The sequence below is a fragment of the Nocardia harenae NBRC 108248 genome (assembly GCF_001612885.1).
GTDB classification, from domain to species: Bacteria; Actinomycetota; Actinomycetes; order Mycobacteriales; family Mycobacteriaceae; genus Nocardia; species Nocardia harenae.
On record NZ_BDBH01000017.1, the window covers coordinates 1 to 26,969 of the forward strand.

Consider the following 26,969-nt stretch of genomic DNA (forward strand, 5'->3'; position numbering starts at 1 on the left):
CCGGCCCCTACAGCTGGTAGGTGGAGTTGATGATGGCGCCCTTGCGGGCGTAGTGGATGAGCGCGTCCTGCACATCCAGCGGGTGCGCCGGAATGACGCCCTCGATCAGGTCCTCCTCGCGCGCGCCGTGCAGCGCCAGCCCGAACCGGCAGGCGAACACCTTGCCGCCCTCCTTGATGAAGGTCGCCAGCGCGTCGTTGATGTTCTGCTCGCCCGGGAAGCCGCTGTCCCCGGTGGTCGGGAAGCCGCGGGTGGCGATGGCATTGATGGCGCCGGGCCCGTAGAAGTAGATGGCCGACTCGAACCCCTTGCGCAGCGCCCGCGTGGCCTGCAGGATCGCGACGAAGCTCACCGACGACTCGTGCGCGATGCCGTGCACCAGGGTGAAGTAGGTCTCGCCCGCCTCCGCCTTGTAGTCCGGGAAGATCTTGGTGGCGCCGTAGATATTGCTGCCCTTCGGCAGCGCCGGGTGCGGGATCTCCGCCAGCGACGCGGCGATATTCGCCTCGATGGCCTTGTCGATATCGGTGGTGGTGGGTGCGGACACCGGGTCTCCTCGGGGAATAGGGCGTTTCGGGATGACATCGAGTACACGAGCGCGGTATTGCCGAATGGTTACCTCGGGAACAAGTGCGCATGTCTGCTTTCTCACCGAATCCCAGCCTCGGGAATACCCGTAAAGCATTGCGCAGCAACGCTTTACCGAACACCTACTGCGGGAGGCGGGAACCGGTGCGCTGTGCCTGAAATGACCACGAAACACCTCCCCGGCGCACCCCGCCGACCCGTGTCACGCCCGGAACACACCGCGAAACACTCCCGCAATCCACCCGCCGCGAACCCCCGCGGCACCCCCCGCTACCGTGAACCCCCATGCGGAGACCCCTGCTGCTGCTCGCCCTCGTCGCCGCGCTCACCACCGCCTGCTCGAGCGGCGATGTCACCCGCACCGCCACCGAGACCACCACCTCCGCCCCTGCCCCCGCGCCGGCGACGGCCACCACCGTCGCCCGCGACTGCGGCGCCGAGTTCCTCGCCACCCTCAGCACCAGGCAGAAGCTGGCCCAGCTGCTCACCGTCGGCGTCACCGACGCCGCGGACGCGGCGAACGTGGTGCGCAGCGAGCAGATCGGCGGCATCTTCATCGGCGGCTGGACCGACCGCGCGCTGCTCGCGGGCGGCCAGATCAACCCGGTCAAGGCGGCCTCGCCGATCCCGCTCATGGTCACCATCGACGAGGAGGGTGGCCGCGTCTCCCGGGTGAAGGACCTGATCGGCCCCGCGCCGTCCGCCCGCGTGGTCGCGCAGACCATGTCCCCCGACGAGTTCTACGCCGCCTCGGTGCAGCGCCTCACCAAGCTGCGCGACCTCGGCGTCACCGTGAACTTCGCCCCCGACGTCGACGTGAGCAGCCAGCCGGACGACACCGTGATCGGCGACCGCTCGTTCTCCGACGACCCGGAGCAGGTCACCGTCTACGCCGACGCCTACATCCGCGCGCTGCACGAGACCGGCGTCGGCGGCGTGCTCAAGCACTTCCCCGGCCACGGCTCCGGCTCCGGCGATTCGCACACCGGCGCCGTGCGCACCCCGCCCTTCGCCCAGCTGCAGGCCAGCGACCTGGTGCCGTTCCGCAACCTGGTCGGCTCCGGCCTCGGCGTCATGATCGGCCACCTGGACGTGCCCGGGCTGACCACCGCGAACGTCCCCGCCAGCATCAGCCCCCAGGTCATGCAGCTGCTGCGCACCGGCACCGGCTACGGCGCCGCTCCGTTCACCGGCCCGATCTTCACCGACGACCTCGGCGGCATGGCAGCCATCACCGACCGCATGTCGATCGAGGACGCCGTCGAGGCGGCCCTGGTCGCCGGTGCCGACAATGCGCTGTGGATCAGCACCGACGCCGTCCCGTCCGTGCTCGACCGGCTGGAGCAGGCCGTCGCCGCGGGTACGCTGCCGATTTCCCGGGTCGATGCCTCGGTTTTGCGCATGGCCGCCTACAAGGGCGCGCTTCCGGCCTGCTGAGCGCACCCGGCGAATGCTGGGCTATTCCGGGTCGGCGCGAACTTACCTTGGAGTAATATAAGAGCCTCACCATGTGGTAGGAGAGAGTGGATGGCGGGCGGAACGAAGCGGCTCCCTCGGGCGGTACGGGAGCAGCAGATGCTGGACGCCGCGGTCGAGGTATTCGCGCGGAAGGGCTTCCACGACACCTCGATGGATGCCATCGCCGCCGAGGCGCAGATCTCCAAGCCCATGCTCTACCTCTACTACGGCTCCAAGGACGAGCTCTTCCGTGCCTGCATCCAGCGCGAGGGGCTGCGCTTCATCGAATCCGTCGCGCCGGCGGGAAATCCCCAGCTCACTCCGCACGAGCAGCTCCGCACCGCGCTGGAGGGCTTCCTCGGCTTCGTGGACAGCAACCGCAAATCCTGGCAGGTGCTCTACCGGCAGGCGATCGGGCAGGAGTCCTTCGCCTCCGAGATCGAGAACGCCAGGGAGCGGGTCATCGAACTCACCGCGAAGCTGCTGGAATCCAGCGCCAGGTATGCCGAACCGGGCACCAACTTCGATATTGTCGCCGCAGCCGTGATCGGTGCGGGCGAGGCCATCGCCGACCGCGTCGCCGGGGGCCGCATCGAGGTCGCCGAGGCCGTCGACCTCCTCGACGACCTGGCCTGGCGCGGTCTGGCGGGCCGCAAGAAGTCCGAGTAGAGGTTGCGATGTTCGGAGTCCTCACGCCGTGTGCGCACGGCGCGGTCAGGCACGGGATAGCCCCCGGCGAGTGGTATGCCCAGCTCTGCGGGCTCTGCCTCGGGCTGCGCGACGAGCACGGGCAGCTCGCCCGGACCGCGACCAACACCGACGCCATGGCGCTGACCGTGCTCACCGAGGCGCAGTCGCCCGCCGTCCCGGCCCGCAGCGGGGTCGGGCCGTGCGCGCTGCGCGGTATGCGGAAGGCCGAGGTGGCTGTGTCGCCGGGGGTGCGGCTGGCGAGTACGGCCTCGCTGCTGCTCGGCTCGGCCAAGCTGGAGGACCACGTCCGCGACGGCGACATCCGGCGCGGGGCCAGGCGGCCGGTCGCCGCGGTCTCCGGCCGCTGGGCCAGGCGGGCCGCGCTCCAGGCGGATTCGATCGGGCTCGACATCGGTCCGATGGTCATGGCCATCGCCGAACAGTCCGCCCTGGAATCGCACTCCCAGCTCACGCTGGAGGACCTGCTCGCGCCCAGCGCCTTCTGCGCGGGCGAGCTCACCGCGCACACCGCCGTGCTGGCGGGCAAGCCGGAGAACGCCGAAGCGCTGCGCGCGACCGGTCGCCACTTCGGCGCATTGGCCCACCTCGCCGACGCCGTCGAGGACCTCGACGACGACCTCGCCGCAGGCAAGTTCAACCCGCTCGCCGCCACCGGAACCACCCGCGTCGAGGCCTACCGCGCCATGCGCGAGGCCGAGCGCGGCCTGCACACCGCCATCACCGACGCCGGGCTCGACACCACCCCGACCGTGCGCTGGGTGCTGCTCGACCCGCTCGAGGGGCTGCTGCACCGCCTCGGCCACGAACTCGGCGTGCTGCACGCCAGGCGGCGGCCGCGGCACAACCCGGTCGCCGTCTTCCCGCAGGCCCCCGCCCCGAAGCCCGGGCTGCTGGAGGGAATCGGCCTGCTTTTTCAATACCCCACCGGCTACGCCTGTTTCGCCTCGCACCGGCGCCCGTGCAGCGGCGAGCGCAAGAATTCCTGGCTCTCCCGCATGGACTGCGGCGACGCCTGCGAGTGCTGCGACTGCAGCAACTGCTGCTGCGACTGCGATTGCTGCGACTGCAACTGCTGACCCGCCCGGAATCGCGCCGCCCCTGGCCTGTCCTGACGTGAAGCCGCCGCCCCCGGCCGCAACTCACCGAATGCGAAGGGCCGCACCTCCCCCCTGGGAGGTGCGGCCCTTCGACATTCCCGCCGCCCGAAGCGGCGAAGACTCAGCGCAGCGTGCCGGTCAGGTGCGGATACCCCTTCTTCGGGTGCCGCAGGGCGAGATCCCACCCACCCTCGACCTTGTCCGCGTACACATTCACCGACGAGGGCAGCAGAATCGGCTTCCCGAACTTCACCGCGTACGCCACCTTCCCCGGCACCCGCCCCTCGACCGCACCGAGAATCTTGGCCGCCGACCACATCCCGTGCGCGATCGGCCGCGGGAACCCGAACGCCTTGGCGCCGAGTGCGGAGACGTGAATCGGGTTGCGGTCACCGGAGGCGGCCGCGTACCGGTTGATCTGCTGCTGATCCGGCCGCCAGGTGAGCAGCGGCGGCGGCGGAACCTCGTCCGGCTTCGGCTCGCCCTTCGGTCCGCCGGAGAGCGAGGTGCGCTGCTGGTGCAGGAAGGTCGTGACCTGTCGCCACACGAGCTCGCGCCCCACGCTGATCTCACTGATCGCGTCGACCAGCAGCCCCTTCGGGTGCTCGCGCAGATTCTCGATGTGCGCGGTGACGTCCAGCGGCTCGGCGACCGAGATGTCCCTCGCCCGCTCGATCAGGTTCTCCGCGTGCACCGCGCCGACCGCGACGAACGGGAAGTCGCGCGCCACCACCAGCTGCATCACCACCGGGAAGGTGAGGATGAACGGGTAGGTCAGCGGCAGCGCGTCGCGCAAGCGCAGCCCGGTGGCCCGGCAGTACGCGGCCAGGTGCTCCGGATCGACCCGCAGGCCGTCCAGCTTGATCGCGCGGTCCGGGATGGCCGAGCCGCGCTTGCCGAGCGGCACCGCGCCGAGCGCCGCCTTCAGGTACAGGCTGCCGTTCGACCTCGGCTGGTCGATGGTGATCACGTCGGTCCCTGTGCGCACGGGCACCGTCACGCTCCGATCATCGCCTGGCCGCAGACGCGGAGGATATTGCCGTTCACCGCGTTCGAGGCCGGGCAGGCGAAGTAGGCGATGGCCTCCGCGACGTCGACGGTCTGGCCGCCCTGCAGCAGCGAGCTGAGCAGCCGCCCGCCCTCGCGGGTGGCGACCGGGATGGCCGCGGTCATGGCGGTCTCGATGAAGCCGGGCGCCACCGCGTTGATGGTGATGCCCTTCTCGGCCAGCTTCGGCGCCTCGGCGTTCACCATGCCGATCACGCCCGCCTTGGAGGCGCCGTAGTTGGTCTGACCGCGGTTGCCCGCGATGCCCGCGATCGAGGAGACATCGATCACCCGGCCGCCCTCGGCGAGCGCGCCCCGCGCCACCAAGCCCTCGGTGATCCGGTGCGGCGCAGCGAGGTTGACGTTGATGACGGCGTTCCAGCGGCCCTCGTCCATATTGGCGAGCAGCTTGTCCCTGGTGATGCCGGCGTTGTGCACGATGATGTCGAGCTTGCCGAAGCGGCCGGTGACGAACTCGGCCAGCTTCTCGGCGGCGTCCGGCGCGGTGACGTCCAGCGCCAGCGCGGTGCCGCCGACCTTGTTCGCGGTCTGCGAGAGCGCCTCGCCCGCGGCCGGGATGTCGGCCACGATCACGGTGGCGCCGTCCCGCGCGAAGACCTCGGCGATGGTGGCGCCGATCCCCCGCGCCGCACCGGTGACCACGGCGACCTTGCCCGCCAGCGGCCGATCCCAGTCCAGCCCGGTGACCGCCGCGTCGTCCTTGCCCACCCGGATGACCTGGCCGTCCACGAAGGCCGACTTGGCCGAGAGCACGAAGCGCAGCGTGGACTCCAGCCCGGTCGCGGCGGGGGACGCTTCCGGGTGCAGGTAGACCAGCTGCGCGGTGCCGCCGCGGAGCAGCTCCTTGCCGACGCTGCGGGTGAAGCCCTCCAGCGCGCGCTGCGCGATCTGCTCGTCGGCCGACGCGGTCAGCTCCGGGGTGGTGCCGATGACCAGCACCCGGCCGGAGGGCGCGATGCTGCGCATGGCCGGCTGGAAGAACTCGAAGAGCTGCGACAGCTCCTCGACCGTGCCGATGCCGGTGGCGTCGAAGACCAGCGCGCCGTACTTGGTGCCCTGGGCGAGCGTGTCGGCGAAGGTGTAGTCGGTGAGCAGCGCGCGGATCGGCTCGGCTACCCGGCCCTTGCCGCCGAGCAGCACCGGGCCAGGCAGCGCCGGCTCACCCGGCTGGTAGCGGCGCAGCGCCTCCGGCTGCGGCAGCCCCAGCTTGCCCGCCAGGAACTTGCCCGGACCGGAGTGGACGAAGGAGCCGTAGAGGTTGGGCGCACCTTTTGCGGCAGAGGACTTGGCCACTGTTCCTACCTATTCTCTCGGGTGTCGGCGTGCTGGGGTGCTGTGTCGACAAATAACTTACTCCAGAGTAAGTTTAGTGTAAACACCGACCACGACGGGGAGACACGAGTGACCACCTCAGCCAAGAACACGTCCACGCGCCCGGTCGCGATCGTGGGCGGCAACCGCATTCCGTTTGCCCGTTCCGACAGGGCCTATGCGCACGCCTCGAACCAGGACATGTTCACCGCCGCGCTGGACGGGCTGGTGAGCCGGTTCGGGCTGCAGGGCGAGCGGCTCGGCATGGTGGCGGGCGGCGCGGTGCTCAAGCGGGTCGGCGAGCACAGCCTGATCCGGGAGAGCGTGCTCGGCAGCACCCTCTCGCCCTACACCCCCGCGCACGACCTGCAGCTCGCCTGCGGCACCGGCCTGCAGGCCGTGGTCACCGTCGGCGACGCCATCGCGCTCGGCCGCATCGAGGCGGGCATCGGCGGCGGCACCGACACCACCTCGGACGCCCCCATCGGCGTCAGCGAGGGGCTGCGCGAGTGGATGCTCGACATCAACCGCGCCAAGACCGGCGCCGATCGCGCCAAGCTGGTCGGCAGGCTGCGCCCGGGGATGGTCGGCATCGAGATCCCGCGCAATGCCGAGCCGCGCACCGGCCTCTCCATGGGCGAGCACGCCGCCATCACGGCGAAGGAGTTCGGCATCGCCCGCGAGGCGCAGGACGAGCTGGCCTACCTCTCGCACAAGAACATGGCCGCCGCCTACGATCGCGGCTTCTTCGACGACCTCATCACCCCCTTCCTCGGCCTGACCAGGGACGACAACCTGCGCCCCGGCTCCACGGTCGAGAAGCTCGCCACCCTGAAGCCGGTCTTCGGCGTCAAGGCGGGCGGCGCCACGATGACCGCGGGCAACTCCACCCCGCTCACCGACGGCGCGTCGGCGGTGCTGCTCTCCAGCGAGGAGTGGGCCGCCGAGCGCAACCTGCCCGTGCTCGCGCACCTGGTGGACAGCGAGGTCGCCGCCGTCGACTACATCCACGGCCCCGACGGCCTGCTCATGGCCCCCACCTACGCCGTCCCCCGGCTACTGGCCCGCAACGGGCTCACCCTGCAGGACTTCGACTACTACGAGATCCACGAGGCCTTCGCCTCCGTGGTGCTCTGCACCCTCGCCGCCTGGGAGTCGGACGCGTACTGCAAGGAGCGGCTCGGGTTGGACGGTGCGCTCGGGTCGATCGATCGCAGCAAGCTCAATGTGAACGGTTCCTCGCTGGCCGCGGGGCATCCGTTCGCTGCCACCGGCGGGCGGATCGTGGCCTCGACCGCCAAGTTGCTCGCGGAGAACGGTGGGGGCCGGGCGCTGGTCTCCATCTGTGCTGCCGGTGGGCAGGGAGTGGTGGCGATCATCGAGCGCTAGCTCCTCGCCTTTCTCGTTGCGGCACCCGGGTTTCCGCCCGGGTGCCGTTTTCGTTGCATCAGAAGCGGTCCAGCTCGGAGCGGCGGGCTCGTAGTTCGCGTTCGAGACGGCGCAGGGGTGACCCGGTGAAGGGGAGGTGGTCGACAGCCTCGGCCGCGCGCCGCGCAATGGTCCTGGCAGAAGCGGCGGCCCGCTCGGCGAGTCCGATGTCGGCGGCGAAGGCGATCCAGTCCCTGGCGAGCAGATTGCGGGTGCGGCCCGCGATCGGGAGCGCCATGGCGTCATCGTCGTAGATCAGGGTGCTCGGGATGTCGTAGATCGGCGCTACCGCCCAGCTGCCGTCGGCGGCACGGAGTACGCCGACGTTCTTGGCGTGCAGATCGCCGTTGCCGGTCAGCCAGGCGAAGAAGAACTGCAGGTACAGGTTCCGCACCGCGACCGCGGGTGCAGCGGTGACGCCGGACAGTGCGCGCACGACGGCGGCGCTCTCGGGTAGGTACTTGGATGCCGGTGGCAGGCCGAGCACCTGGCCGGCGTCCTCGAAGGCCAGGCGACCGGATTCGGCGGTCCGGTCGAAGCGGCGGACCAGCAGTCCGGTGGTGCCGGTGCGATCGGTCACCAGCTCGGCTCTCGCGACCGGTATGCGCAGGTCGTGCGCGGCTCGCAGGTGTGCGCACTCGTTCTCGATCAGGTGCGGATACTCCGGCTGCGGCAGTTTCAGGATGAAGCTGCCGTGGTGGGTGGTCAGCGGAAGGCTGATCATCGAGGCGCTGGCCTTGGGCTGCACGCCCGGGATGGCGTGCGGGTCGACGGAATCGAGCAGCTTGCCGAACTCCAGCTCTGCCGGGGTCGCGCCCTGGATCAACGCGGGCGTATCGGCGGGGCGCTGCCCGGCGGGTACCACCTGCACGTCGCCGGGGGCGTCTGTGCCCACGGCGAGCAGCAGGCTGAGCTCGTCGTCCGCGCTCGTCTTCACCGCTCGCTGCAGGACCGTGAGGCGCCGTCCCTCCGGCAGTAACCCCGCGAAGAACGCGGGCACCGCCCCGGCCGGGTTGTGCAGTATTTGCGGCCCGGTCGGGAGGGTGAAGGCGATCGGCTCGCCGCCCTGGAGGTAGTCGGGGTGGTAGCCGAAGTCGATACCGCCGTCCGGAGTCCGGGTGAGCCGGGCGGCGCGGCGGCCCGCCTTGACAACGTCGGCCGCGGTGACGTGCCGCAGGTGCTGGAGATCGCTCATTCGACGATGCCGATCGTGAGGCCCACCGTTCCCGCCACCGCGGCGACGGTGCCGATGCCGGTCGAGCCGGTGCCGTGCTCGATCTCCCGGATCGTGCGGGTCGAGGTGCCCGCGAGTTCCGCCAGCTGCTCCTGGGTCAGCTGATACCGGCGCCGGGCAGCGCGAATGGCGCTGCCGATCTCCCGCACCGACACGTGCCCTCCCGATCGGCAAAATCCTGCTGATTTCCTTGCTGACGGCCCTTCGGGGAACCATCGCACGCCGAATCGGCAGAATTCAACCGATTCACCGGTTTCCGGGGGTCGAATCTCGTGTAACCGGTCATTTCGGCAGAATTCTGCCGAATCAGCCCCCCGCCAACTCCTCATGCCCCCCGAACGCCTTCCGCATGGCGGAGAGCACCTTGTCCGCATACTGCGCCTCCCCCCGCGAGGAGAACCGCGCGAACAACGCCGAGGCGAGGACCGGTACCGGAACCCCGGTGTCGATGGCGGCATCGAGCGTCCACCGCCCCTCCCCGGAATCGGAGACCCGCCCCCCGAACGCGTCCAGATTCGGATCGCCGTGCAACTCCGCGGCGGTGAGATCGAGCAACCAGGAGGCGACGACGGACCCGCGCCGCCACACCTCGGTGATCTCCGGCACGTCCAGGTCGTACCGGTACAGCTCGGGCCGCTCCAGCGGCGTCTCCTCGGCGGAGAACTCCCCGGGGTCGACCGTGCCGAGGTTCGCCCGGTGCAGGATGTTCAGCCCCTCGGCGTACGCCGCCATCGCCCCGTACTCGATCCCGTTGTGCACCATCTTCACGAAGTGCCCCGCCCCGGCCGGACCGCAGTGCAGGTACCCCTGCTCGGCGGGCGCGGGCGCACCGGTGCGCCCCGGCGTCCGCTCGGCGGTCTCGAAACCGGGCGCGATCGACTTCAGCAGCGGGTCCAGGTGCGCGACCGCCTCCGCCTCGCCGCCGATCATCAGACAGAACCCGCGGGTGCGGCCGAAGATCCCGCCCGAGGTGCCGATATCCACGTAGTGCAGCCCGAGCGGCTGCAGCTTCGCGGCCCGCACGATGTCCTCGTGGTACCGGCTGTTGCCCCCGTCGATGACGATGTCGCCCGGCTCCAGGAACTCGGCGACCTGGTCGATGACGGCGCTGGTCGCGCCGGCCGGGATCATCACCCACACCACCCGCGGCGCCGACAGCGCACCGACGAAGTCGGCCAATTCGGTGGTCCCGACGAAGTCGGCGCCGAGCTCGCCGGTGAGCGCCTCGATGTTGCTGCGTTGCTTGTCGAGACCGACGGCGGTGTGCCCGTCCGCGACGACCCGGCGGACGATGTTCGCCCCCATCCGGCCAAGGCCGATCATTCCCAGCTGCATGCCGTTCCACTCCTCGTTGCTCGGTGCCGGTATCCGCGCTGCGACGACCACGGGGGTCGTGGCCTCGATTCTTCCGCGCGGGGGCGGGAACTCGCACGCCGGTGCGATCGCGAGAACCCGAAGAAATTTCGCGCCCGGGTGTAACGCCCCGTGTGGGGTGCCGATATGCAGGTGGGCTCCGCGTAGTTGCCAGACCCCCGACCCGGCAACTGCGCGGAGCCCTTCGGCGTGTCGGCCACCGGCGTTGCGGATGATTTGCCACTGTGCGCCCGTGCTGCCGACGTCGGGGCGGCCCATTATCGTGGGCGAGGATCCGCACCGTGCGGGTCCGACAAGTGCATCCCAGCGGGGAGGACCGTTCGTGACCGACGAGTCGAGTTCGGGGCGGCGCGACCGCCGTTCCGGGACCGAAGTGGGGTTGCGCAGGCTCCTCGAAGGTACCCAGGTGCCCAATCCGGGTGCCGCTCCCTCCGCTCCGGTGTCACCCACCGATCAATACCCAACCGAGCAGTTCGCCAATCATCGGGATCCGACGCAGGTGCCGCGCGGGCGGGGCGCCGGCCCCGCCATTCCCGGTGAGCCGGAGACCGAGGAGCTCGCGGCGTGGAATCCGCGCGCCGCGGCCCCGCCGCAGAGTCCGCCGCGCGGGGCGCCGGTGCGCAGTGCCGGGGCCGGGTTCGCCTTCTGGGGGGAGCCGGAGGGGGATGGACGGTCCGAGCTCGGTGGGGGTGCCGGTCCGGGCGGGCGCCGTGACGGTGGCTCCGTGCCCGGTACGCGGCCCGATGGCCCGCTCGTTCCCGGCGGCCGTCCGAACGGTTACGCGCCGGGCCGTCCCGACCGTGACTTCGCCCCTGGCAGCCGTCCCACCGGCGACTTCGCCCCTGGCAGCCGTCCCACCGGCGACTTTGCCCCTAGCAGCCGTCCCGACGGCGATTTCGCGCCGGACGGTCGTCCCGGTTTCAACTCCACCGCCGGCGGTCGTCCCGAGTTCGACTCTGCCCCTCGCAGCCGTCCCGACGGCGATTTCGCGCCGGACGGTCGTCCTGATTTCAACTCCGCCCCTGGCGGCCGTCCCGACTCCGCCCCCGGCAGCCGGTCCGGCTTCGACGCGGGCCCCGGCAACCGTGCTGGCGCAATGCCGGGCGCCCGTGACGAATCCGGCTTCGACTCCGGCCCGCGCTCGAACGGGCCCGGATACCAGGACCGCGATCCACGGCCCGCCACCGCCCGGCGCGGCGCCCGCAACGGCGCCCGCAACGGCACGGCGGCCGTCGGCTCCCGCGCCAGGGGCACCACGGACACCCGCCCCCGTCCCGGGGGCAACCCGCGCGCCCCCCGCCCGCAACACCGAACCTTCGCCGACCTCCTCAAGTCCAACGCCGCCCGCAGAGCGGGCATAGCCGCGGGCGCGGTACTCGCCGTCGCGGGCCTCGCCTACGCGGCGGACTGGTTCCTCTCCTCCGGCCAGGTCCCCCGCGGCACCGTCGTCGCGGGCATCGATATCGGCGGCATGGACACCGCCAAGGCCGACGTCGTCCTCCGCTCCCGCTTCGAGGCCCGCTCCACCCAGCCGCTCGACCTCACCATCGCCGACGTCCGCGAGCAGATCGTCCCCGCCGCCGCGGGCCTGGAGATCGACTGGGACGGCACCTGGGCCGGGGTCGGCGACCAACCGGCCAACCCGTTCACCCGCCTCGCCTCCTTCTTCACCACCCGCGAGGTCCCCATGGCCACCGCCGTGGACGAGGCCGCGCTCGACCGCACCTTCACCGAGATCCGGGTGCACGACATCCCGACCGTCGAGGGCACCATCCGCTTCGACGGCACCCGCCCGATCGGCGTCCCCCCGGTGCAGGGCCGGGTGCTCGACGGCGCCGGCGCCCGCGACACCCTGCTCGCCGGCTGGGTGACCGCGCAGTCCCTCGACCTCCCGGTCATGCCCGCCCCCCTCACCGTGCGCCCCGAGGCCGTGGACGAGACACTGCGGGCCGTCGCGGAGCCGGCCGTGAGCGCCCCCATCCAGTTCACGGGCCGCGACGGCGACGCCGAGCTCACCCCCGCCCAGACCGCCACCGTCCTCACCTTCGTCCCGGACGGCTCCGGCGGCCTCGCCCCCGTCTTCGACGTGCCCGCGCTCACCGGGCTGCTCGCCCCGCAGCTGGCCAAGTCCGAGGTGGAGCCGAAGGACGCTACGTTCGCCGTCGGCGGCGGCACGGCCAGGGTGGTACCCGCCGTCGTCGGCGAGAAGGTGAACTGGCCGAAGACCCTGGAACAGCTCGCCGCGCTCGCCGTCGCCTCCGGCCAGGGCCGCACCGGTCAGGCCGTGTACGAGAAGGTCGAGCCGAAGCTCACCACGCAGGCCGCCGAGGCGCTGCGCATCGTCGAACCGGTCGGCCAATTCACCACCAGCGGCTTCAGCGGCCCCTCGGGCGTGAATATCCGCACCGTCGCCGCGAAGGTGAACGGCGCCGTCGTGAAGCCAGGCGACACCTTCTCGCTCAATGAATTCACCGGTCCCCGCGGCGCCGCCGAGGGGTATGTGGAATCCGGCATCATCGACCACGGCAGGCCGAGCACCGCCGTCGGCGGCGGCATCAGCCAGTTCGCCACCACCCTCTACAACGCCGCGTACTTCGCCGGCATGGAGGACGCGGGCCACACCGAGCACAGCTACTACATCTCCCGCTACCCCGCCGCCCGCGAAGCCACCGTCTTCGACGGCGCCATCGATCTGCAGTTCCGCAACAACACCGAGAACGGCATCTATATCGAAACCCTCGCGGGCGGCTCGGATATCACCGTCCGGCTCTGGGGCACCAAGACCGTGAACGTCGAATCCATCACCGGCGACCGCACCAAACCCACCGAGCCGACCACCGTCACCCTCCCCGAGGGCAAGGACTGCATCGCCTCCGCGGGCGCCCCCGGCTTCACCATCTCCGACACCCGCATCATCCGCGATGCCAAGACCGGTCAGGAGCTCTCCCGGCACACCCGCACCGTGAAATACGACCCGGTTCCGGTGGTCAAGTGCGAGAAGAAGGACGAGGACAAAGAGGGGGAGTAGCCGATTTCCCCCCGGGGAAGGCCACGAATTTTCGGGGCCGCGTCTCGGCGAACTCCGAGTCGGTTTTCTTACCTATAGTCCCCCGGATTCGGTCGGGGTAGGAAAACCGCTGGTAGGAGGATTTATCCGGCTTGCACAGAAGCGGGATTCGCCGATCTGGAAGATTTCATTCCGAAGCCTTTGGTTATCTGCCCGCAATCGATGGTGAAAGAGCTGGCTTTTTAATCGGAACTTCGTGGTAGAAAAGCTCGTCGCCCGCACACGGCGGGCGTTCAGGGCAACCTTCGAGGGGCACAAGAAATGACCAAGATTCGTTCGTTCGGTTTCGCGCTCGCCGCTGCGGCGGGCATCGCGATCGCGGGTAGCGGGATGGCGGCCGCGCAGGATCCGGAGACCCCCGGGACCGGTTCGGCCGAGGCGCTGCCCGCGCTGATCGAACTCCTCTCCACCGGCTCCGCGGATGCCGGCGCGGGCGCCGGTGGGGGCGCGGGCGCCGGTGGGGGCGCGGGCGCCGGTGGGGGCGCCGGCGCGGGCACCACCTCGGCCGCGACGCCCATCCAGGACGACGAGCCCGGCACCGGCTCCGCCGAGGGCCTCCCCGCCCTCATTCAGGCGCTGATCACCGGCTCCGCGGAGAGCGAGCCCACGGGCACCACCCCCGAGTAGAGACGGCGCGCCTCGCCTGCCGCGGAGGGCCCCCGCGGCAGGCGGCGCGAAATCACGAGGATGGCGCGCTGTCGGCGGGCTGGAGGGCGACTCCATCGCGGCCGAGATCCAGCCGCCGCACCGCCTCGGTCGCGGAACTCACCATGGTGACGGCTCGCCGCCGCCCGGGTGGCAGAATCCGCACCGTCACCACACCATCGGTGACACCACCCAACTCTTCGACGATCCGCCGGTGAATCCGCTCCCGCACAAGGGGATCGGTGCCGGTGAGCCCGCCATCGTCGTGCAGCCGCACTCGAACCCCCCGCTCCCGGGCCGCCCGCACAGCGGCATCCAACTCCGCCCCCACCAACCCGGGCGCCCGCAGTGTGTCCCGCAAATGCGCCTCGAGCACCAAGAACTCGGCAACCTCCGAATCGAGGAACGGCGGCCCGGCGGCTATCCGATCCAACGCCGGACGAACCAACCGATCCAACCGCCGCAACCGCGCATCCCGGACAGCGAGCGCCGCACCGGCGGCGGCATCAGCGGCGGCCCGCCGCGTGTTCTCGGCCCGCAGCCGATAGATCGTGTCCGCGGCGGGGACGACGGTGACCGCGAAAAGCGTGCTCATCATGAGCGGCCCGGCATTCAGCACCGAGATGGAGATGGCCTTGCCCGCCGACTGCCCGGTGAGCGTGGTCCACCCGAGGCAGACGAGGGTGAGCGAAACCCCGCCGATCCACCCGGCCACGATCCGGCGGCGCACGCAGAGAAACGTGTACGGCACGATGGAAGCCCCGACGGGCCACAGCTGGTGCGGCGTCTGCAGCGGCAACGAGAACGCGCTGAACTGCAGTGCGCACGCCGCGGGGCACGCCACCACGAGCACCACGGTGGCCCAGAGCGGCATGGGATCACCGGGGGTGGCGACGAGAACGACCCCGGCCAGGACGAAGAGCAGCACGGCGCCGACGACGGGCCAGCACCGGGTGTACGTGTCGAACGAGGCGAGCGGCAGCGCGACCGTGGCCAGCAGATAGCACCCGGTCAGCACCCAGGCCACCCAGGTGCGGGCACCGAGCAGTTGCCAGGCGTCACCGCTCACGGCGGGGCTCATGCCGCCTGCCAGGTGAGCCGGACACTGGTCCCGATCCCCGGCGCGGAGGTCACCGCGGCGGCCCCGCCGGGCAGTTGCCGCATGCGCCCCTGAATGCCGACGCTCACCCCGAGCCGCTCCGGCGGGACAGCGGCGGGGTCGAAACCGCGCCCGTCATCGGTCACCACGGCGGTGAGCGCCCGCGGCTCGAACCGCAGCGCCACGGCCCGGTCGGCATCGGATCCCGCGTGCCGCAGGCTGTTCCGCAGCGCCTCGGCCAGCGCGGCCCCCATGGCCCGCACCACCTCGGCCGGGTACGAGCTCGCCACCGCCACCTCCAGCTCGATGCCGAGCTGCGCGTCGACGGCCGCCGCGGCCGAACGCAGATGCGCGGCAGCGGCTTCCGCGTCGAAGGGCGCGTCGCTGAGCCCCCCGGAGCGCAGCTGCTCGACCTGCCGGATCGCCTCCTCGGCCTGCCGCACCACGCCGGGGTCCTCCGGCGTGCGGGCGACGGCGAGCAGTGCGCTCATCACCCAGTCGTGCGTGAGCCCGTCGATCCGCGCCCGCTCGACCTGCTGGGCCTCGCGCGCCGATGCGGTCGCCGCGGTGGCCTCGGCCGACGAGCGGGTGCGGTCGAGCAGCCGGGCGGTGCGCAGGGCCATGAGCGCGGCGCAGGTATAGAGCAGGGTGAAGGAGAAGGACCAGGGGATCTCGACGAACGGGTTCGGCGGGTCCACCCGGAGCACGGCATTGATCAGCTGCGCGCCGACGGTGGCCACCGCGAGCAGCGCGACGGTCGGCAGCGGCGGCCAGACGATGGCGACGGCGAGCGCGGGCAGCCCGGGGACCGTCGAAAGCCAGACGCCGTGGTCGATATCGACCTCGCGGCCGTTCCAGGCCAGCGGCCAGGTGGCGACGGCGAGCAGGAATCCGGCGGCGGCGGCCGAGACCGCGAGCCCGAGCCGGTCGGGGCGTTCGGGGGCGGCGGCCACGACGAGGCCGAGCGCGGGCGCGAAGACCGACAGCACGGCGAGCGGCAGCCACCAGTCGGCGGTCGGGCGCGCGCTCTCCGCGATGTCCGAGGCGAGCACCAGGAAGTACGCCAGGTAGCCGAAGGCGACGAAGCGGGCGAAGAGCCGCTTCATGCGCAGTTCGGTGCTCATCTCCCCCGGCGGCGCGGGATCGGTAGCCATCCGTCCTCCACGGCTCGTTTCAGCAGTTCGGCGCGGTTTCCGGAGGGGCGCCCCGCGGCCTCGTACTTGCGGCGGATGCGCTTGAGGTATTCGGTGACGGTGTCCTCGGCGATATCCATGAGGTGCGCGACCCTGGCCGCGGTCTCGCCGGAGGCGTAGAGCTCGAGCACCTGGCGCAGCTGCGGCGGCAGGTCGACGGCGAAATCCTCGTCGCCGTCGATGGCGAGCGCCAGTTCGGTGCCGAGCTCGCCGTCCTCGCGGGCGGCGGCGCGCACCGCCTCGACCACCCGCTCGGGCGGCTCGGATTTGAGCACCATGCCGCCGACGCCCGCCCGTGCCGCGGCGCGCATGAGGTACGGGTCCTCGCCGGAGGTGTAGACCAGGGTGCGCAGCCCGGCCGCGCGCAGCCGGTTCACATTGTCGCCCGGCGACGAGCCGTCGTTCAGCCGCAGGTCGAGAATGACCAGGTCCAGCGGAACCCGCTGGGTCAGTAGCTCTTTGACGGTGTCCGCGGCGGCCTCGATGCGTAGCTCGGGGTGCGGGGCGAGGATGATCCGCAGCCCGGCCACCATGACGGCGTGATCCTCGACGACGCCGATCCGCACCGGTATCCGTTCATCGACCGACAAACTTTTCCCCTTTGATCCCCTAGTGGGCCCCGATCTTAGGGTCTCCTGACGAAATGAACAGCGGTACCGGACAGCAACGGACAAGAATCAAACCGGAAGTGTCTCGATTCACATCTCGACAAACCGGTCTGTTGGCACCGGAACTCTGGTAGACAGTCCGGACGGACGGCGAAACGACGCCGTTTCAGATCGGAAGATGGGATCGCTCCATGAAAGTACGTGCCGCCGCTGTCACCGTGCTTGCCGCCACCGCGCTGATGTTCGGCGCCGGGCCGGCCTCCGCCACCCCCGCCACGCCGCCGCCCAGCCAGGGTGACAGCCTGACGGTGATCCTCACCGCGCTGCTCGGCCTGCTCGGCACCGGCTCCTCCACCGGCGGCGGCGCGGACAGCGGCATCGGCTGACCCGCGACGCAGATCGGCCCGTCGCGGAGCTCCCCGCGACGGGCCGATTCAGTGCGGTCGGCACCGCGCGTTCAGCGCAGCACGTCCAGCGGGGTGCGCATGAGCAGCACGTTGTACTGGTTGTGCACGGTGAGCAGGTAGTACAGGTCGTCGCCGGTCTGGTAGGGCCAGATCATCGGGGCGTAGGCGCTGGGCAGGTCGCGGGTGTCGATCAGCACGCGCGGCTCGCTCCACGGCCCCTCCGGCGCGTCGGCGGTGCGCGCGACCACCGAGTTGGTGGGGTCGGTGGTGGTCATGACGTACTTGCCGAGGTAGCCGCTCCAGTTCACCGAGAGCTCGGCGACGCCGCCGACGATCGGGGCGGAGGCGAGCGGATCGTTGAGCTTCCACTCCTTCCCGTCCCAGTACTCGTAGGCGTCGATATTCGCGATCTCCGGCTCGCGCACCCGGGAGACGAAGCCGGGGTTGTTCCGGCCGCCCGGGGTGCCGTAGCGGTAGACGAAGCCGTCCCGCTTCAGGAAGGCGTTCTGCTGGAAGCGCTCGTGGCCGTCGACATTGGCCCGGCGCGTGGTGGTGAGCTGCTGCCAGGTCTGGCCGTGGTCGTGCGAGACGGCGAGGGTGGCGAAGTTGGTGTCCCACTTGCCGTGATCGCCCCACTCGCGCACCGACATCATGCTCAGGTACTGGTCGCCGCCGACGGCGACGCCTGCGGTCGGGATCAGGCTGATCTCGATGCCGGGGATCTTGGGGCTGGGCAGCGGATTCGGCACGAAGCTGTCGAAGCGCAGCCCGCTCGCCGGGTCGTGGTTGCCGGAGCGGGCGAGCGCATTGCTGGTCCAGGCCCACATGCTGCCCGCGAGCAGGTTCGGGAAGCCGAGCCCGGCGCTGTCGCCGAAGGCGGTGAAGAGCGTGCCGGCGCCGTCCCACATGACGCCGAGGTCGGTGCCGAGCATGTTGTACTGCTCGGTGCGGTTCGGGCTGTCCATCCCGGTGACCTGGAAGACCGCCTCGGTCTGCCCCGGCAGCTTCGGCAGGCCGCGCGGCTGGCCGTTCATGCCGGGGATGGGGTTGACGTTGTTCGGGTCGGCCCCGGCGGGCGCACCGCCGGTGACGGACAGCGTCAGGGCCAGCGCACCAGCCGTGACCAGGGCTGACAGCGAGCGTTTCATCCAGGCGGTCCCTTCTGCGTAGCCGGGTCGGCGTGGCCCATTCTGCCTGCTGTCCCCGGATTGGGAAGGGGGCGCACCCGGAAACGACAACGGCCCGGGGTGAACCGGGCCGTTGCCGAGCAGCTGAACGCGAATCAGAACGCCGCTTCGTCGAGCTCCATGATCTCGGTGTCCAGGGTGGCCAGGATGGCGCGGGTGGCGGTCAGCTCCGGCAGCACGTTGCGCGCGAAGAACTGCGCGACGGCGACCTTGCCGGTGTAGAACGCCTCGTCCTTGCCCGCCCCGCTGTCCAGCGCGGCGATCGCCAGCTCGGCCTGGCGCAGCAGCTGCCAGCCGATGAGCAGGTCGCCGACGGCGAGCAGGAAGCGCACCGAGCCGAGCCCGACCTTGTACAGCTCGGCCGAGTTCTCCTGGGCGGCCATCAGGTGCCCGGTGAGGGTGGCGGCCATGGCCTGCACGTCCTCCAGCGCGGTAGCGAGCAGCTTGCGCTCGCCCTTGAGCCGGCCGTTGCCCGCTTCCGAGTCGATGAACTTCTGCACCTGCCCGGCCACGTGGCCGAGCGCGACGCCGCGGTCGCGGGCGATCTTGCGGAAGAAGAAGTCCTGCGCCTGGATGGCGGTGGTGCCCTCGTACAGGGAGTCGATCTTGGCGTCCCTGATGTACTGCTCGATCGGGTAGTCCTGCAGGAAGCCGGAGCCGCCGAGGGTCTGCAGCGAATCGGTCAGGTACTGGTAGGCGCGCTCCGAGCCGACGCCCTTGACGATCGGCAGCAGCAGGTCGTTGACCCGGGCGGCGAGATCGGCGTCCGCGCCGGAGATCCGCTCGGCGAGCGCGGCATCCTGGTGCGCGGCGGTGTAGAGGTAGACCGCGCGCAGCCCCTCGGCGTACGCCTTCTGCATCATCAGGCTGCGGCGCACGTCGGGGTGGTGGGTGATGGTGACGCGGGGCGCGGCCTTGTCGGCCATCTTGGTCAGGTCGGCGCCCTGGACGCGCTGCTTGGCGTAGTCGAGCGCGTTCAGGTAGCCGGTGGAGAGGGTGGCGATGGCCTTGGTGCCCACCATCATGCGGGCGTGCTCGATGACGTTGAACATCTGCGCGATGCCGTTGTGCACCTCGCCGACCAGCCAGCCCTTGGCCGGGACGCCGTGCCCGCCGAAGGTCACCTCGCAGGTGGAGGAGGCCTTGAGCCCCATCTTGTGCTCCAGCCCGGTCACGAAGACGCCGTTGCGCTCGCCGCGCTCACCGGTCTGCGGGTCGAAGTGGAACTTGGGCACGAAGAAGAGCGAGAGCCCCTTGGTGCCGGGCCCCGCGCCCTCGGGGCGGGCCAGCACCAGGTGCATGATGTTCGGGAAGAGGTCGTCGGAGTCGCCGTTGGTGATGAAGCGCTTGACGCCCTCGATGTGCCAGGAGCCGTCCTCCTGCTGGATCGCCTTGGTGCGGCCTGCGCCGACGTCGGAGCCGGCGTCCGGCTCGGTGAGCACCATGGTGGAGCCCCAGCCCTGCTCGGCGATGAGCTTCGCCCATTCCTTCTGCTCGTCCGTGCCGTTGGCGGCGAAGATCTGCGCGAAGTTGGCGCCCGCGGCGTACATGAAGGCGGCGGGCTGTGCACCGAGGATCAGCTCGGCGAAGGCCCAGTAGGCGGCGCGCGGCATCGGCAGGCCGCCGAGCTCCTCCGGTACGCCGAGGCGGTCCCAGCCGCCGTCCTGCAGTGCGCGGTAGCTCTTCTTGAAGGGCTCCGGCAGGTGCACGGTGTGGGTCTCGGGATCGAAGGTCGGGGGGTTGCGGTCCGACTCGGCGAAGGATTCGCCGAGCGGCCCCTCGGCGAGGCGGCGCACCTCGGCGAGCATCTCGCGCACGGTGTCGGCGTCCAGGTCGCCCCACGCGCCGGTCTCCAGCAGCGATTCCAGGCCGAGGACCTCGAAGAGGTTGAACTCCAGGTCGCGGATATTGCTCTTGTAGTGACCCATGTCGGTACTCACTCTCCGTTGAGTTGGTGCGGTCGGTTGTCTGCCGTTCCCGCCCATGTTGCAGCTACTCGCGGGTAACTTACTCTCCATATTACTGGCTGGTAATGACGTAGCAAAGTGGAATGGGTCGATGTGATGCGCGGAACATCGAGTCGTTACCGTTGACCGTGCGCATCGACACCAGTGCCGGGCCCGCTTCGCTCGAAATCGACGACGTTTCCGCGCCGTCGCTGCTGGTGCTGCTGACCCACGGCGCGGGCGGCGGGGTCGATGCCAGGGACTTGCTCACCGTCCGTGACCTGGCGGTTCGCTGTGGCGCGGTGGTCGCTCGGGTGCTCCAGCCGTACCGGGTGGCCGGGGCGCGGGCGCCGGGGTCGGCGGAGAAGCAGGACGCGGCGTGGCTCGAGCTCGTCGCCGCGCTGCGCCGGCGCTACGGGCCGGTGCCGCTGGTGCAGGGCGGGCGCAGCAATGGGGCGCGGGTGGCCTGCCGGACCGCGACCGCGGCCGGGGCGCGCGGGGTGCTCGCGCTCTCGTTCCCGCTGCATCCGCCAGGGAAGCCGGAGAAGTCGCGGCGCGCGGAGCTGCTTGCCGCGTCCGCGGCGGAGGTGGTGGTGATCAGTGGCGGCAGTGATCCGTTCGGGATACCGGAGGCAGGCGACGTCGCGGAGCTGCACGTGATCACGGGGCAGCCGCACGCGTTCCGGCGCGGTTTCGACGAGATCGAAACGGTGGTCGAGCCCTGGCTCCGCCGCTGGTCAGCCCGCTGAGGGATGGTCCCTTTTCCGCGCGACCACGAGCGCGTCGATGGCATCGCGATCGTCCGTCGGACGGCGAACCCGCTCCGCCACCGCGATCCGGACCTGCGCCGACAGCGGCCCCAGATCGGCCCGGATGTCGTCCGGCGTGAACAGGATGGACGGGTCCCGCGGCCCGCCGTACCCGTCGCTGATGTTGGTCGTGTCGTGTCCGAGCACCAGCAGGGTGCCGCCGGGCGTCAGTGCCTCGGCGGCCCGGCGCACGAGTGCGCGGCGCTCGCCCGGCGGCAGGTGCAGGAAGACCATGAGCACCAGCTCGTACCGCCCGGCGAGCACCGCCGGATCGGTGAGATCGGCGCACTCCCAGGTGATGCGGGCGCGCACCGAGCGGGAGAGCCGGGTCGCGACGGTCCGCCCCTTGTCCACCGCCACCTGCGACCAGTCCACCGCGTGCACCTGCCAGCCGTGCGTGGCCAGCCACAGCGCATTGCGTCCCTCGCCGCAGGCCAGGTCGAGCGCGCGCGGCGACTCCGGCACGGTGCCGTCCGGGTCGGCGATCAGCTCCCGCGCCCGCTCCAGGCCGTGGATGTGCTGGACCACGGTGCTGTTCGGCGGGGCGCCCCAGACGAGGTCGGTGCTGGCGTAGCGCTCGTCCCAGGCGGCGGCATCCATGCCGCCCAGTCTAGGAAGCGGGTCAGAGCGTGGTGCGCATGAGCACCACGTTGTACTGGCTGTGCACCGTCGTCATGAAGTACAGGTCGCGCCCGGTCTGGTAGGGGAAGATCGACGGCGCGTAGGCCGAGGGCAGCTCGCGGGTGTCGATGATGACCTCCGGCGGGCTCCACGGCCCCTCCGGCGATGGGGAGCGGCGCAGCACCACCGAGTTGAACGGGTCGGTGGTCAGCGAGACGTACTGGCCGAGGTACTCGTTGTAGAGCACCGAGAGCTCGCCGACGCCGCCCATGATCGGGGCCGCCGCGTTCACGTCGTCCTTGCGCCACTCGCCGCCGTCCCAGTACTCGTACTCGGCCAGGTTGCCGATGTCGGCGCCCTTCACCCTGGCCACGTAGGCGGCGTTGTTGCGGCCGGAGCGGGTGCCGTACTCGTATACCCACTCGCCGTGGCCGACGAAGGCGTTCATCTGGAAATTGGCGTTGCCGCCCTCGTTCGGGCGCTTGGTGGCGGGCAGCTCGGCCCAGGTCTCGCCGTTGTCCGCGGAGGCGGCGAGCCCGGAGAAGTTGGTGGTCCACTGGCCGGCGGCGTCCCAGGTCTTGATGGACATGAGGCTCATGAACTGCACCCCGCCGACCGCGATGCCCGCGGTCGGAATCCGGCTGATCTCCAGGAACGGCACCTTGGGGCTGGGGATCAGATCCCGCGCTTGGCCGAAGATGTCACGGACGACGCTGTCGAAGTAGATGCCGTTGGCCGGGTTCCTGGTGTCGCTGCGCAGCAGGATATTGCTGCGCCAGGCCCACACGCTGCCCGCGAGCAGGTTGGGGAAGCCGAGGCCGGCGGTGTCGCCGAAGGCGGTGAGCATCTCGCCGTTGCCGTTGTCCCACATGATGCCGAGGTCGGTGCCGAGCACGTTGTAGGTCTGGGTGTTGTTCGGGCTCGCCATGCCGGTCACCTGGAACACGGCGCGGGCGCGGCCGTTCAGGTTCGGCAGCCCGGTGCTGCCGTTCAGCACCGGGATCGGGTTGATGGCGTTCGGGTTCGCCGCCGCGGGCGTCGCCGTGGTGAGGAGCAGCGCGGAGAGTCCGGTGAGGGCGGACAGCAGCAAGCTCGCGGTCTTCTGCACGGTGGGGAGCCTCCGGCGTCGTGCCGGGGACCCGTGCCGCACACCCCCGCCGTTCATGCGATGCGCCACACCCCGACTGTCTGGCAAATCGAACGAATGCTAACAGCGCTGCCCGGAAAATCCAGGGCTTGCCGCCGTCATTCCCTGGCCGATCCGCCGCACCCAAGTTACCGTCAATGTTGACGGTTATTGGCGACGAGCGGAGGAACGATGCTGCCAGCCGGAGTGGATCCGCGAACCCCGGTCCTGGTCGGAGCCGGGCAGGTGGTGCACCGCGGCAAGGAGCCGGGCCTGCCGGGCCCCGCCGAACTCGCCGCTGAGGCGCTGCGCCGCGCGGGTGCCGACAGCGGCACCGGCGACCGCCTGCTGCGCGCCGCCGACCTGGTCGCGGCGGTCTCGCCGGTGAGCAAGCCGTACGGGGACCTGGGCGCGCTGGCCGCCGCCGAACTCGGCGCCACCCCCGCCCGCACCCTGCAGTCGGTGCGCTTCGGCGGCGACGCCCCGATCAAGCTGCTCGGCCGGGTGGCGCAGGCCATCGCCGACGGGAAGGCCGAGGTCGCGCTGCTCACGGGGGCGGAGTCGGTGGCCGCCGGGATCACCGCGGCGCGCACCGGCATCATCCCGAGCTGGCCGGACGAGCCCGCGGGCGCGGCGCCGGACGAGGTCGTCGGCACCGACCGCGGCCCGAATTCGGAGATGGAGAACGCCGCCGGGCTCTGGGGCCCGGTGTACTTCTACGCGCTCATGGAGACCGCGCTGCGCGGCCGGCTCGGGTTGACCGAGGAGGCGCACCTGGAGCGGATCGGCGCGCTCTGGTCGCGGTTCTCCGCGGTCGCCGCCGAGAACCCCTTCGCCTGGCAGCCGGCGCGCAGAACCGTCGCCGAGCTGATCACGCCGGACCCGGCGAACCGCCTGGTGGCGACGCCGTACCCGAAGCTCCTCACCGCCAACCTGACGGTCGACCAGGGCGCGGGGCTGATCGTCTGCAGCGCGGCCGCGGCCGACGCGGCCGGCGTCCCGCACGACCGCTGGGTCTTCCCGCACGGCATCGCCACCGCCACCGACGAGTGGTTCGTCTCCGAGCGCGCCGACCTGGCCGCCTCGCCCGCCATCGCCGCGGCGGGCGGCGCCGCGCTGCGCGCCGCGGCCGTCGGCATCGACGAGGTCGCGCACATCGACCTGTACTCCTGCTTCCCGGTCGCCGTGCAGGTGGCGGCCGAGGCGCTCGGGCTGGCGCTGGACGACCCGGCCCGCCCGCTCACCCGCACCGGCGGGCTGACCTTCGCAGGCGGCCCCGGCAACAACTACGCGACGCACTCGCTCGCCGCCCTGGTCCAGGTGCTGCGCGCGCACCCGGGCGACTTCGGGCTGGCCACCGCGGTCGGCTGGTACCTCACCAAGCACGGCGCGGCGGTGCTCTCCACCCGGCCGCCCGCGGCGCGCTTCCGGGCCGAGGAGCCGGAGGTGCCCGCCGCGCGCCGGGCGACCGCGCCCGGCTACACCGGCCCGGCCACCGTCGAGTCGTACACCGTCGCGTACCGGAAGGGCGGGGACGGCGCCGACGAGCCGGAAGCCGTCGTGATCAGCGCCCTGAACCCGGCGGGTGCCCGCATACTGGTGCGGGCCTCGGACCCGGAGACCATCGCGGCCTTCGCCGACGGCGACCCGCTCGGCGCAGGCGTCGAGATCGCGGCCGCCGACCGGCTCGCCCTGCTCACCGAAAGGACTGTGCGATGACCGACTCGCTGCTGGTCGAGAAGCGGGACGCGATCACGCTGCTCACCGTGAACCGCCCGAAGGCGCGCAATGCCATCGACCTGGCGACCGCCCGCGCCATCGAGGCCGCGGTGGACGAGTTCGAGGCCGACGACACCGCCCGCGTGCTGGTCCTCACCGGCGCCGATGGCACCTTCAGCGCGGGCATGGACCTGATCGCCGCCGCGAAGGGCGAGATGCCGATCACCGAGAAGCGCGGCCCGCTCGGCATCACCGCCAAGCCGCCTGCCAAGCCGATGATCTCGGCGGTCGAGGGGTACGCGCTGGCCGGCGGCTTCGAGCTGGCCCTCGCCGGTGACCTGATCGTCGCCGCAGGCACCGCGCGCTTCGGGCTTCCCGAGGCCAAGCGCGGGCTGGTGGCCGCGGCGGGCGGCGTGCTCCGGCTGACCCAGCGGCTGCCGCGCCCGATCGTCGCCGAGCTCGCGCTCACCGGCAGGCAGATCTCGGCGCAGCGCCTCTACGACCTCGGGCTGCTGAACCGGGTGGTCGAGCCGGGCACCGCGCTCGAGGTCGCGCTGGAACTCGCGGCCGAGATCGTGGCGGCGGCGCCGCTCTCGGTGGCGGCGAGCAAGCGGATCATCGACGAGTCCCCGGACTGGTCGAGCGCAGAGGCCTTCGCCAAGCAGGGCGAGATCGCGCTGCCCGCGCTGATCTCCGCCGACGCCGCCGAGGGCGCGATCGCCTTCGCGCAGAAGCGCGAACCGGTCTGGCAGGGCCGCTGATCGGTGCCGGGCCAGGTCCGCGAGACGCAGGAGCAGCGCCGCACCCGGATGCGGGCGCGGCTGCTCGACGCGACCGTGGCCAGCCTGGTCGAGGTCGGGTACGCGGGCACCACCACGCTGGAGGTGCAGAAGCGGGCCCAGGTGCCGCGCGGCACCCTGCAGCACCACTTCCCGACCAGGGCCGACCTGCTGGCCGGTGCGGTCGAGCATGTCGCGCTGCGCCGGATCGCCCAGCTGGAGACCGAGTTCGACGCGCTGCCCGACGGCGCGGACCGGCTCGCCCGCGCGGTCGACATGACCGTGCGCATGCTCTCCGGCCCGGAATTCCTGGCGGCGCTGGAGATGTGGGTGGCCGCGCGCACCGACCCGGAGCTGCGCGCGGAGTTCCTGCCGCTGGAGGTCCGGCTCTTCGAGCAGATGCAGAGCCGGGTGCGCGAGGCGTTCCGCAGCGAGTTCCCGGACGACAGCCGGGTGCCGATCATCACCGAGTTCACCATCGAGATCGTCACCGGGCTGGCCATGCGGGCCATGCTCACCGGCGACGTCGCGGGCAACCGGAAGATCCAGCGGCGCTGGGACACCGCCGTGCGGGTGCTGCTCGGCACCGCCGACCCGGCCTCGCTCGCCCCGCGCCGCGGCTGATCAGCGCTGGTCGAGCAGGACCCGCGCGCACCCGGCCGGGTCGTCGTAGAACGGCGTGTGCCCGCTGCCCGGCAGCGTGATGTGCCTGGCGTTCGGCAGCAGCCGCCGCGCCTTCCGGCTCTGGGTGGCGTAGGTGAGCAGGATGTCCCGATTGCCCCAGGCCACCGTTACCGGGATCGCGGCGAGCGCGCCGAGTTGGCGCGGCCTCGCGTCGCGAAACGACTCGAGTGCCCCGGGGAAGCCGGGCGCGTTCACCGCGCCCCGCACGGTGGCGAGCGCGACCTCCGGCGTGACCTGCCACGGCTTGCCGAAGACCAGCTCCAGGAAGGCGGTGCGCCCGGCCGGGTTGCCGAGCAGCGCGGGCAGTTTCGGCTCGATGGCCCGCGCGAGGCCGCGCGCCCGGCCCAGCGACTGCTGGCACCAGACCCGGCCCGCGGTGCCCCAGAAGCCGATGGGGGAGAAGGCCGTCACCGAGCGGGCGTGGCCGCGCGCGGCCACGTTCAGCGTGATCAGCCCGCCCATCGAGTTCCCGGCGAGGTGCGGCTGCTCCAGCCCCTCGGCGGCGATGAACGCGCCGAGCGCGTCGGTGAGCGTCTCGACGGTGGTCACCGGCAGCGGCTCGCTGCCGCCGAACCCGGGCAGATCCACCGCGATGACCTCGAACGATTCCGCCAGCCGGTCGAAGAGCGGCTCCCACACCTGCCAGCGGCTGCCGATGCCGTGCACCAGCACGAGCGGTTCGCCGGAGCCGACGCGGCGGTGGTTCAGCTTCACCATGGCCGGAACCCTAGCCCATTGCGAGGCAACAAATGGTCAATTACTGTTGCTCTATGTCTTCAGCAGAGCAGGTGGCGGTCCCGCGCGGGGCGG

General features: G+C 71.3%; 25 protein-coding genes. 11 read left to right on the plus strand and 14 right to left on the minus strand.

Annotated features, from left to right (window positions below):
- Positions 1–7 precede the first annotated feature (7 nt).
- A complete protein-coding gene (locus tag NH2_RS26805; RefSeq protein ID WP_157103992.1) occupies positions 8–547 on the minus strand; it encodes an MSMEG_0572/Sll0783 family nitrogen starvation response protein in 540 nt (179 codons plus the stop codon).
- A gap of 326 nt (positions 548–873) precedes the next feature.
- On the opposite strand from NH2_RS26805, the gene NH2_RS26810 reads away from it, so the two are divergent.
- From NH2_RS26810 to NH2_RS26820, 3 genes are all read left to right on the plus strand, one after another.
- Complete coding sequence (locus NH2_RS26810) at positions 874–2,025, plus strand: glycoside hydrolase family 3 N-terminal domain-containing protein (protein WP_067660385.1); 1,152 nt, start codon at positions 874–876, stop codon at positions 2,023–2,025.
- A 90-nt stretch (positions 2,026–2,115) separates the two neighbouring features.
- Positions 2,116–2,715: a TetR/AcrR family transcriptional regulator gene (locus NH2_RS26815; protein WP_067660388.1), complete on the plus strand. Its 600-nt coding sequence runs from the start codon at positions 2,116–2,118 to the stop codon at positions 2,713–2,715.
- Positions 2,716–2,723: 8 nt separating this feature from the next.
- Positions 2,724–3,833: a DUF5685 family protein gene (locus tag NH2_RS26820; RefSeq protein ID WP_067660391.1), complete on the plus strand. Its 1,110-nt coding sequence runs from the start codon at positions 2,724–2,726 to the stop codon at positions 3,831–3,833.
- A 142-nt stretch (positions 3,834–3,975) separates the two neighbouring features.
- Here the strand turns inward: NH2_RS26820 and NH2_RS26825 are convergent, their stop codons facing one another.
- Both NH2_RS26825 and NH2_RS26830 read right to left on the minus strand, forming a co-directional pair.
- The gene (locus NH2_RS26825; RefSeq protein WP_439951795.1) at positions 3,976–4,854 is read right to left on the minus strand and encodes a MaoC family dehydratase; all 879 of its coding nucleotides are present in this window, start codon (positions 4,852–4,854) and stop codon (positions 3,976–3,978) included.
- Positions 4,851–6,215: a 3-oxoacyl-ACP reductase gene (locus NH2_RS26830; RefSeq protein ID WP_067660394.1), complete on the minus strand. Its 1,365-nt coding sequence runs from the start codon at positions 6,213–6,215 to the stop codon at positions 4,851–4,853. Before NH2_RS26830 ends, NH2_RS26825 begins: the two co-directional genes overlap by 4 nt.
- A gap of 108 nt (positions 6,216–6,323) precedes the next feature.
- On the opposite strand from NH2_RS26830, the gene NH2_RS26835 reads away from it, so the two are divergent.
- Positions 6,324–7,622 carry an acetyl-CoA C-acetyltransferase gene (locus tag NH2_RS26835; RefSeq protein ID WP_067660397.1) on the plus strand — a complete coding sequence of 433 codons (1,299 nt, stop codon included), beginning with the start codon at positions 6,324–6,326 and terminating at the stop codon, positions 7,620–7,622.
- A gap of 58 nt (positions 7,623–7,680) precedes the next feature.
- Here NH2_RS26835 and NH2_RS26840 read toward each other — a convergent pair whose 3' ends face one another.
- The 3 genes from NH2_RS26840 to gnd all read right to left on the minus strand — a co-directional run bounded on the left by NH2_RS26840 (position 7,681) and on the right by gnd (position 10,230).
- Positions 7,681–8,856 carry a type II toxin-antitoxin system HipA family toxin gene (locus NH2_RS26840; protein ID WP_067660400.1) on the minus strand — a complete coding sequence of 392 codons (1,176 nt, stop codon included), beginning with the start codon at positions 8,854–8,856 and terminating at the stop codon, positions 7,681–7,683.
- Entirely contained in the window at positions 8,853–9,050 is a 198-nt protein-coding gene (locus NH2_RS29570; RefSeq protein WP_067660403.1) for a helix-turn-helix domain-containing protein, read from the minus strand. Before NH2_RS29570 ends, NH2_RS26840 begins: the two co-directional genes overlap by 4 nt.
- Before the next feature lie 151 nt (positions 9,051–9,201).
- Entirely contained in the window at positions 9,202–10,230 is a 1,029-nt protein-coding gene (gnd, locus tag NH2_RS26850; protein ID WP_067660532.1) for a phosphogluconate dehydrogenase (NAD(+)-dependent, decarboxylating), read from the minus strand.
- A gap of 1,135 nt (positions 10,231–11,365) precedes the next feature.
- On the opposite strand from gnd, the gene NH2_RS26855 reads away from it, so the two are divergent.
- On the plus strand, positions 11,366–13,297 hold the full coding sequence (locus NH2_RS26855) for a VanW family protein (RefSeq protein WP_084505933.1): 1,932 nt from the start codon (positions 11,366–11,368) through the stop codon (positions 13,295–13,297).
- Between the two features lie 300 nt (positions 13,298–13,597).
- Entirely contained in the window at positions 13,598–13,963 is a 366-nt protein-coding gene (locus tag NH2_RS29100; protein ID WP_067660406.1) for a hypothetical protein, read from the plus strand.
- Positions 13,964–14,015: 52 nt separating this feature from the next.
- Here the strand turns inward: NH2_RS29100 and NH2_RS26865 are convergent, their stop codons facing one another.
- Genes NH2_RS26865 through NH2_RS26875 form a run of 3 tightly spaced genes read right to left on the minus strand, consistent with a single transcriptional unit; the run spans position 14,016 to position 16,863 of the window.
- The gene (locus tag NH2_RS26865; protein WP_067660409.1) at positions 14,016–15,062 is read right to left on the minus strand and encodes a DUF8320 family protein; all 1,047 of its coding nucleotides are present in this window, start codon (positions 15,060–15,062) and stop codon (positions 14,016–14,018) included.
- Positions 15,059–16,234: a sensor histidine kinase gene (locus tag NH2_RS26870; protein ID WP_067660411.1), complete on the minus strand. Its 1,176-nt coding sequence runs from the start codon at positions 16,232–16,234 to the stop codon at positions 15,059–15,061. The genes NH2_RS26865 and NH2_RS26870 overlap by 4 nt, the downstream gene beginning before the upstream one ends.
- Entirely contained in the window at positions 16,201–16,863 is a 663-nt protein-coding gene (locus NH2_RS26875; RefSeq protein WP_369690067.1) for a response regulator, read from the minus strand. The genes NH2_RS26870 and NH2_RS26875 overlap by 34 nt, the downstream gene beginning before the upstream one ends.
- 209 nt (positions 16,864–17,072) lie before the next feature.
- Between NH2_RS26875 and NH2_RS29105 the strand changes: the two genes are divergently transcribed.
- Positions 17,073–17,267, plus strand: coding sequence for a hypothetical protein (locus NH2_RS29105; RefSeq protein ID WP_157103993.1), 195 nt, complete (start codon positions 17,073–17,075; stop codon positions 17,265–17,267).
- A gap of 71 nt (positions 17,268–17,338) precedes the next feature.
- Here the strand turns inward: NH2_RS29105 and NH2_RS26880 are convergent, their stop codons facing one another.
- Complete coding sequence (locus NH2_RS26880; protein ID WP_067660414.1) at positions 17,339–18,436, minus strand: glycoside hydrolase family 183 protein; 1,098 nt, start codon at positions 18,434–18,436, stop codon at positions 17,339–17,341.
- Between the two features lie 134 nt (positions 18,437–18,570).
- The gene (locus NH2_RS26885; RefSeq protein WP_067660418.1) at positions 18,571–20,403 is read right to left on the minus strand and encodes an acyl-CoA dehydrogenase; all 1,833 of its coding nucleotides are present in this window, start codon (positions 20,401–20,403) and stop codon (positions 18,571–18,573) included.
- Positions 20,404–20,570: 167 nt separating this feature from the next.
- Between NH2_RS26885 and NH2_RS26890 the strand changes: the two genes are divergently transcribed.
- Positions 20,571–21,170, plus strand: a complete 600-nt coding sequence (locus tag NH2_RS26890) for an alpha/beta hydrolase family protein (protein WP_067660536.1) — start codon at positions 20,571–20,573, stop codon at positions 21,168–21,170.
- Here the strand turns inward: NH2_RS26890 and NH2_RS26895 are convergent.
- Both NH2_RS26895 and NH2_RS26900 read right to left on the minus strand, forming a co-directional pair.
- Positions 21,159–21,830 (minus strand): class I SAM-dependent methyltransferase, encoded by a 672-nt coding sequence (locus tag NH2_RS26895; RefSeq protein ID WP_067660421.1) that lies wholly within the window; start codon positions 21,828–21,830, stop codon positions 21,159–21,161. The genes NH2_RS26890 and NH2_RS26895 overlap by 12 nt on opposite strands.
- A 22-nt stretch (positions 21,831–21,852) precedes the next feature.
- The gene (locus NH2_RS26900; protein WP_067660423.1) at positions 21,853–22,959 is read right to left on the minus strand and encodes a glycoside hydrolase family 183 protein; all 1,107 of its coding nucleotides are present in this window, start codon (positions 22,957–22,959) and stop codon (positions 21,853–21,855) included.
- Between the two features lie 210 nt (positions 22,960–23,169).
- On the opposite strand from NH2_RS26900, the gene NH2_RS26905 reads away from it, so the two are divergent.
- From NH2_RS26905 to NH2_RS26915, 3 genes are read left to right on the plus strand one after another with little or no spacing between them, the layout of a single operon-like run.
- Positions 23,170–24,696 (plus strand): TLP1 C-terminal extension domain-containing protein, encoded by a 1,527-nt coding sequence (locus NH2_RS26905; protein WP_067660426.1) that lies wholly within the window; start codon positions 23,170–23,172, stop codon positions 24,694–24,696.
- A complete protein-coding gene (locus tag NH2_RS26910; RefSeq protein ID WP_067660429.1) occupies positions 24,693–25,457 on the plus strand; it encodes a crotonase/enoyl-CoA hydratase family protein in 765 nt (254 codons plus the stop codon). The genes NH2_RS26905 and NH2_RS26910 overlap by 4 nt, the downstream gene beginning before the upstream one ends.
- A gap of 3 nt (positions 25,458–25,460) precedes the next feature.
- The gene (locus tag NH2_RS26915) at positions 25,461–26,099 is read left to right on the plus strand and encodes a TetR/AcrR family transcriptional regulator (protein ID WP_067660432.1); all 639 of its coding nucleotides are present in this window, start codon (positions 25,461–25,463) and stop codon (positions 26,097–26,099) included.
- Here the strand turns inward: NH2_RS26915 and NH2_RS26920 are convergent, their stop codons facing one another.
- Positions 26,100–26,876, minus strand: coding sequence for an alpha/beta fold hydrolase (locus tag NH2_RS26920; RefSeq protein ID WP_067660435.1), 777 nt, complete (start codon positions 26,874–26,876; stop codon positions 26,100–26,102).
- Positions 26,877–26,969: the final 93 nt, after the last annotated feature.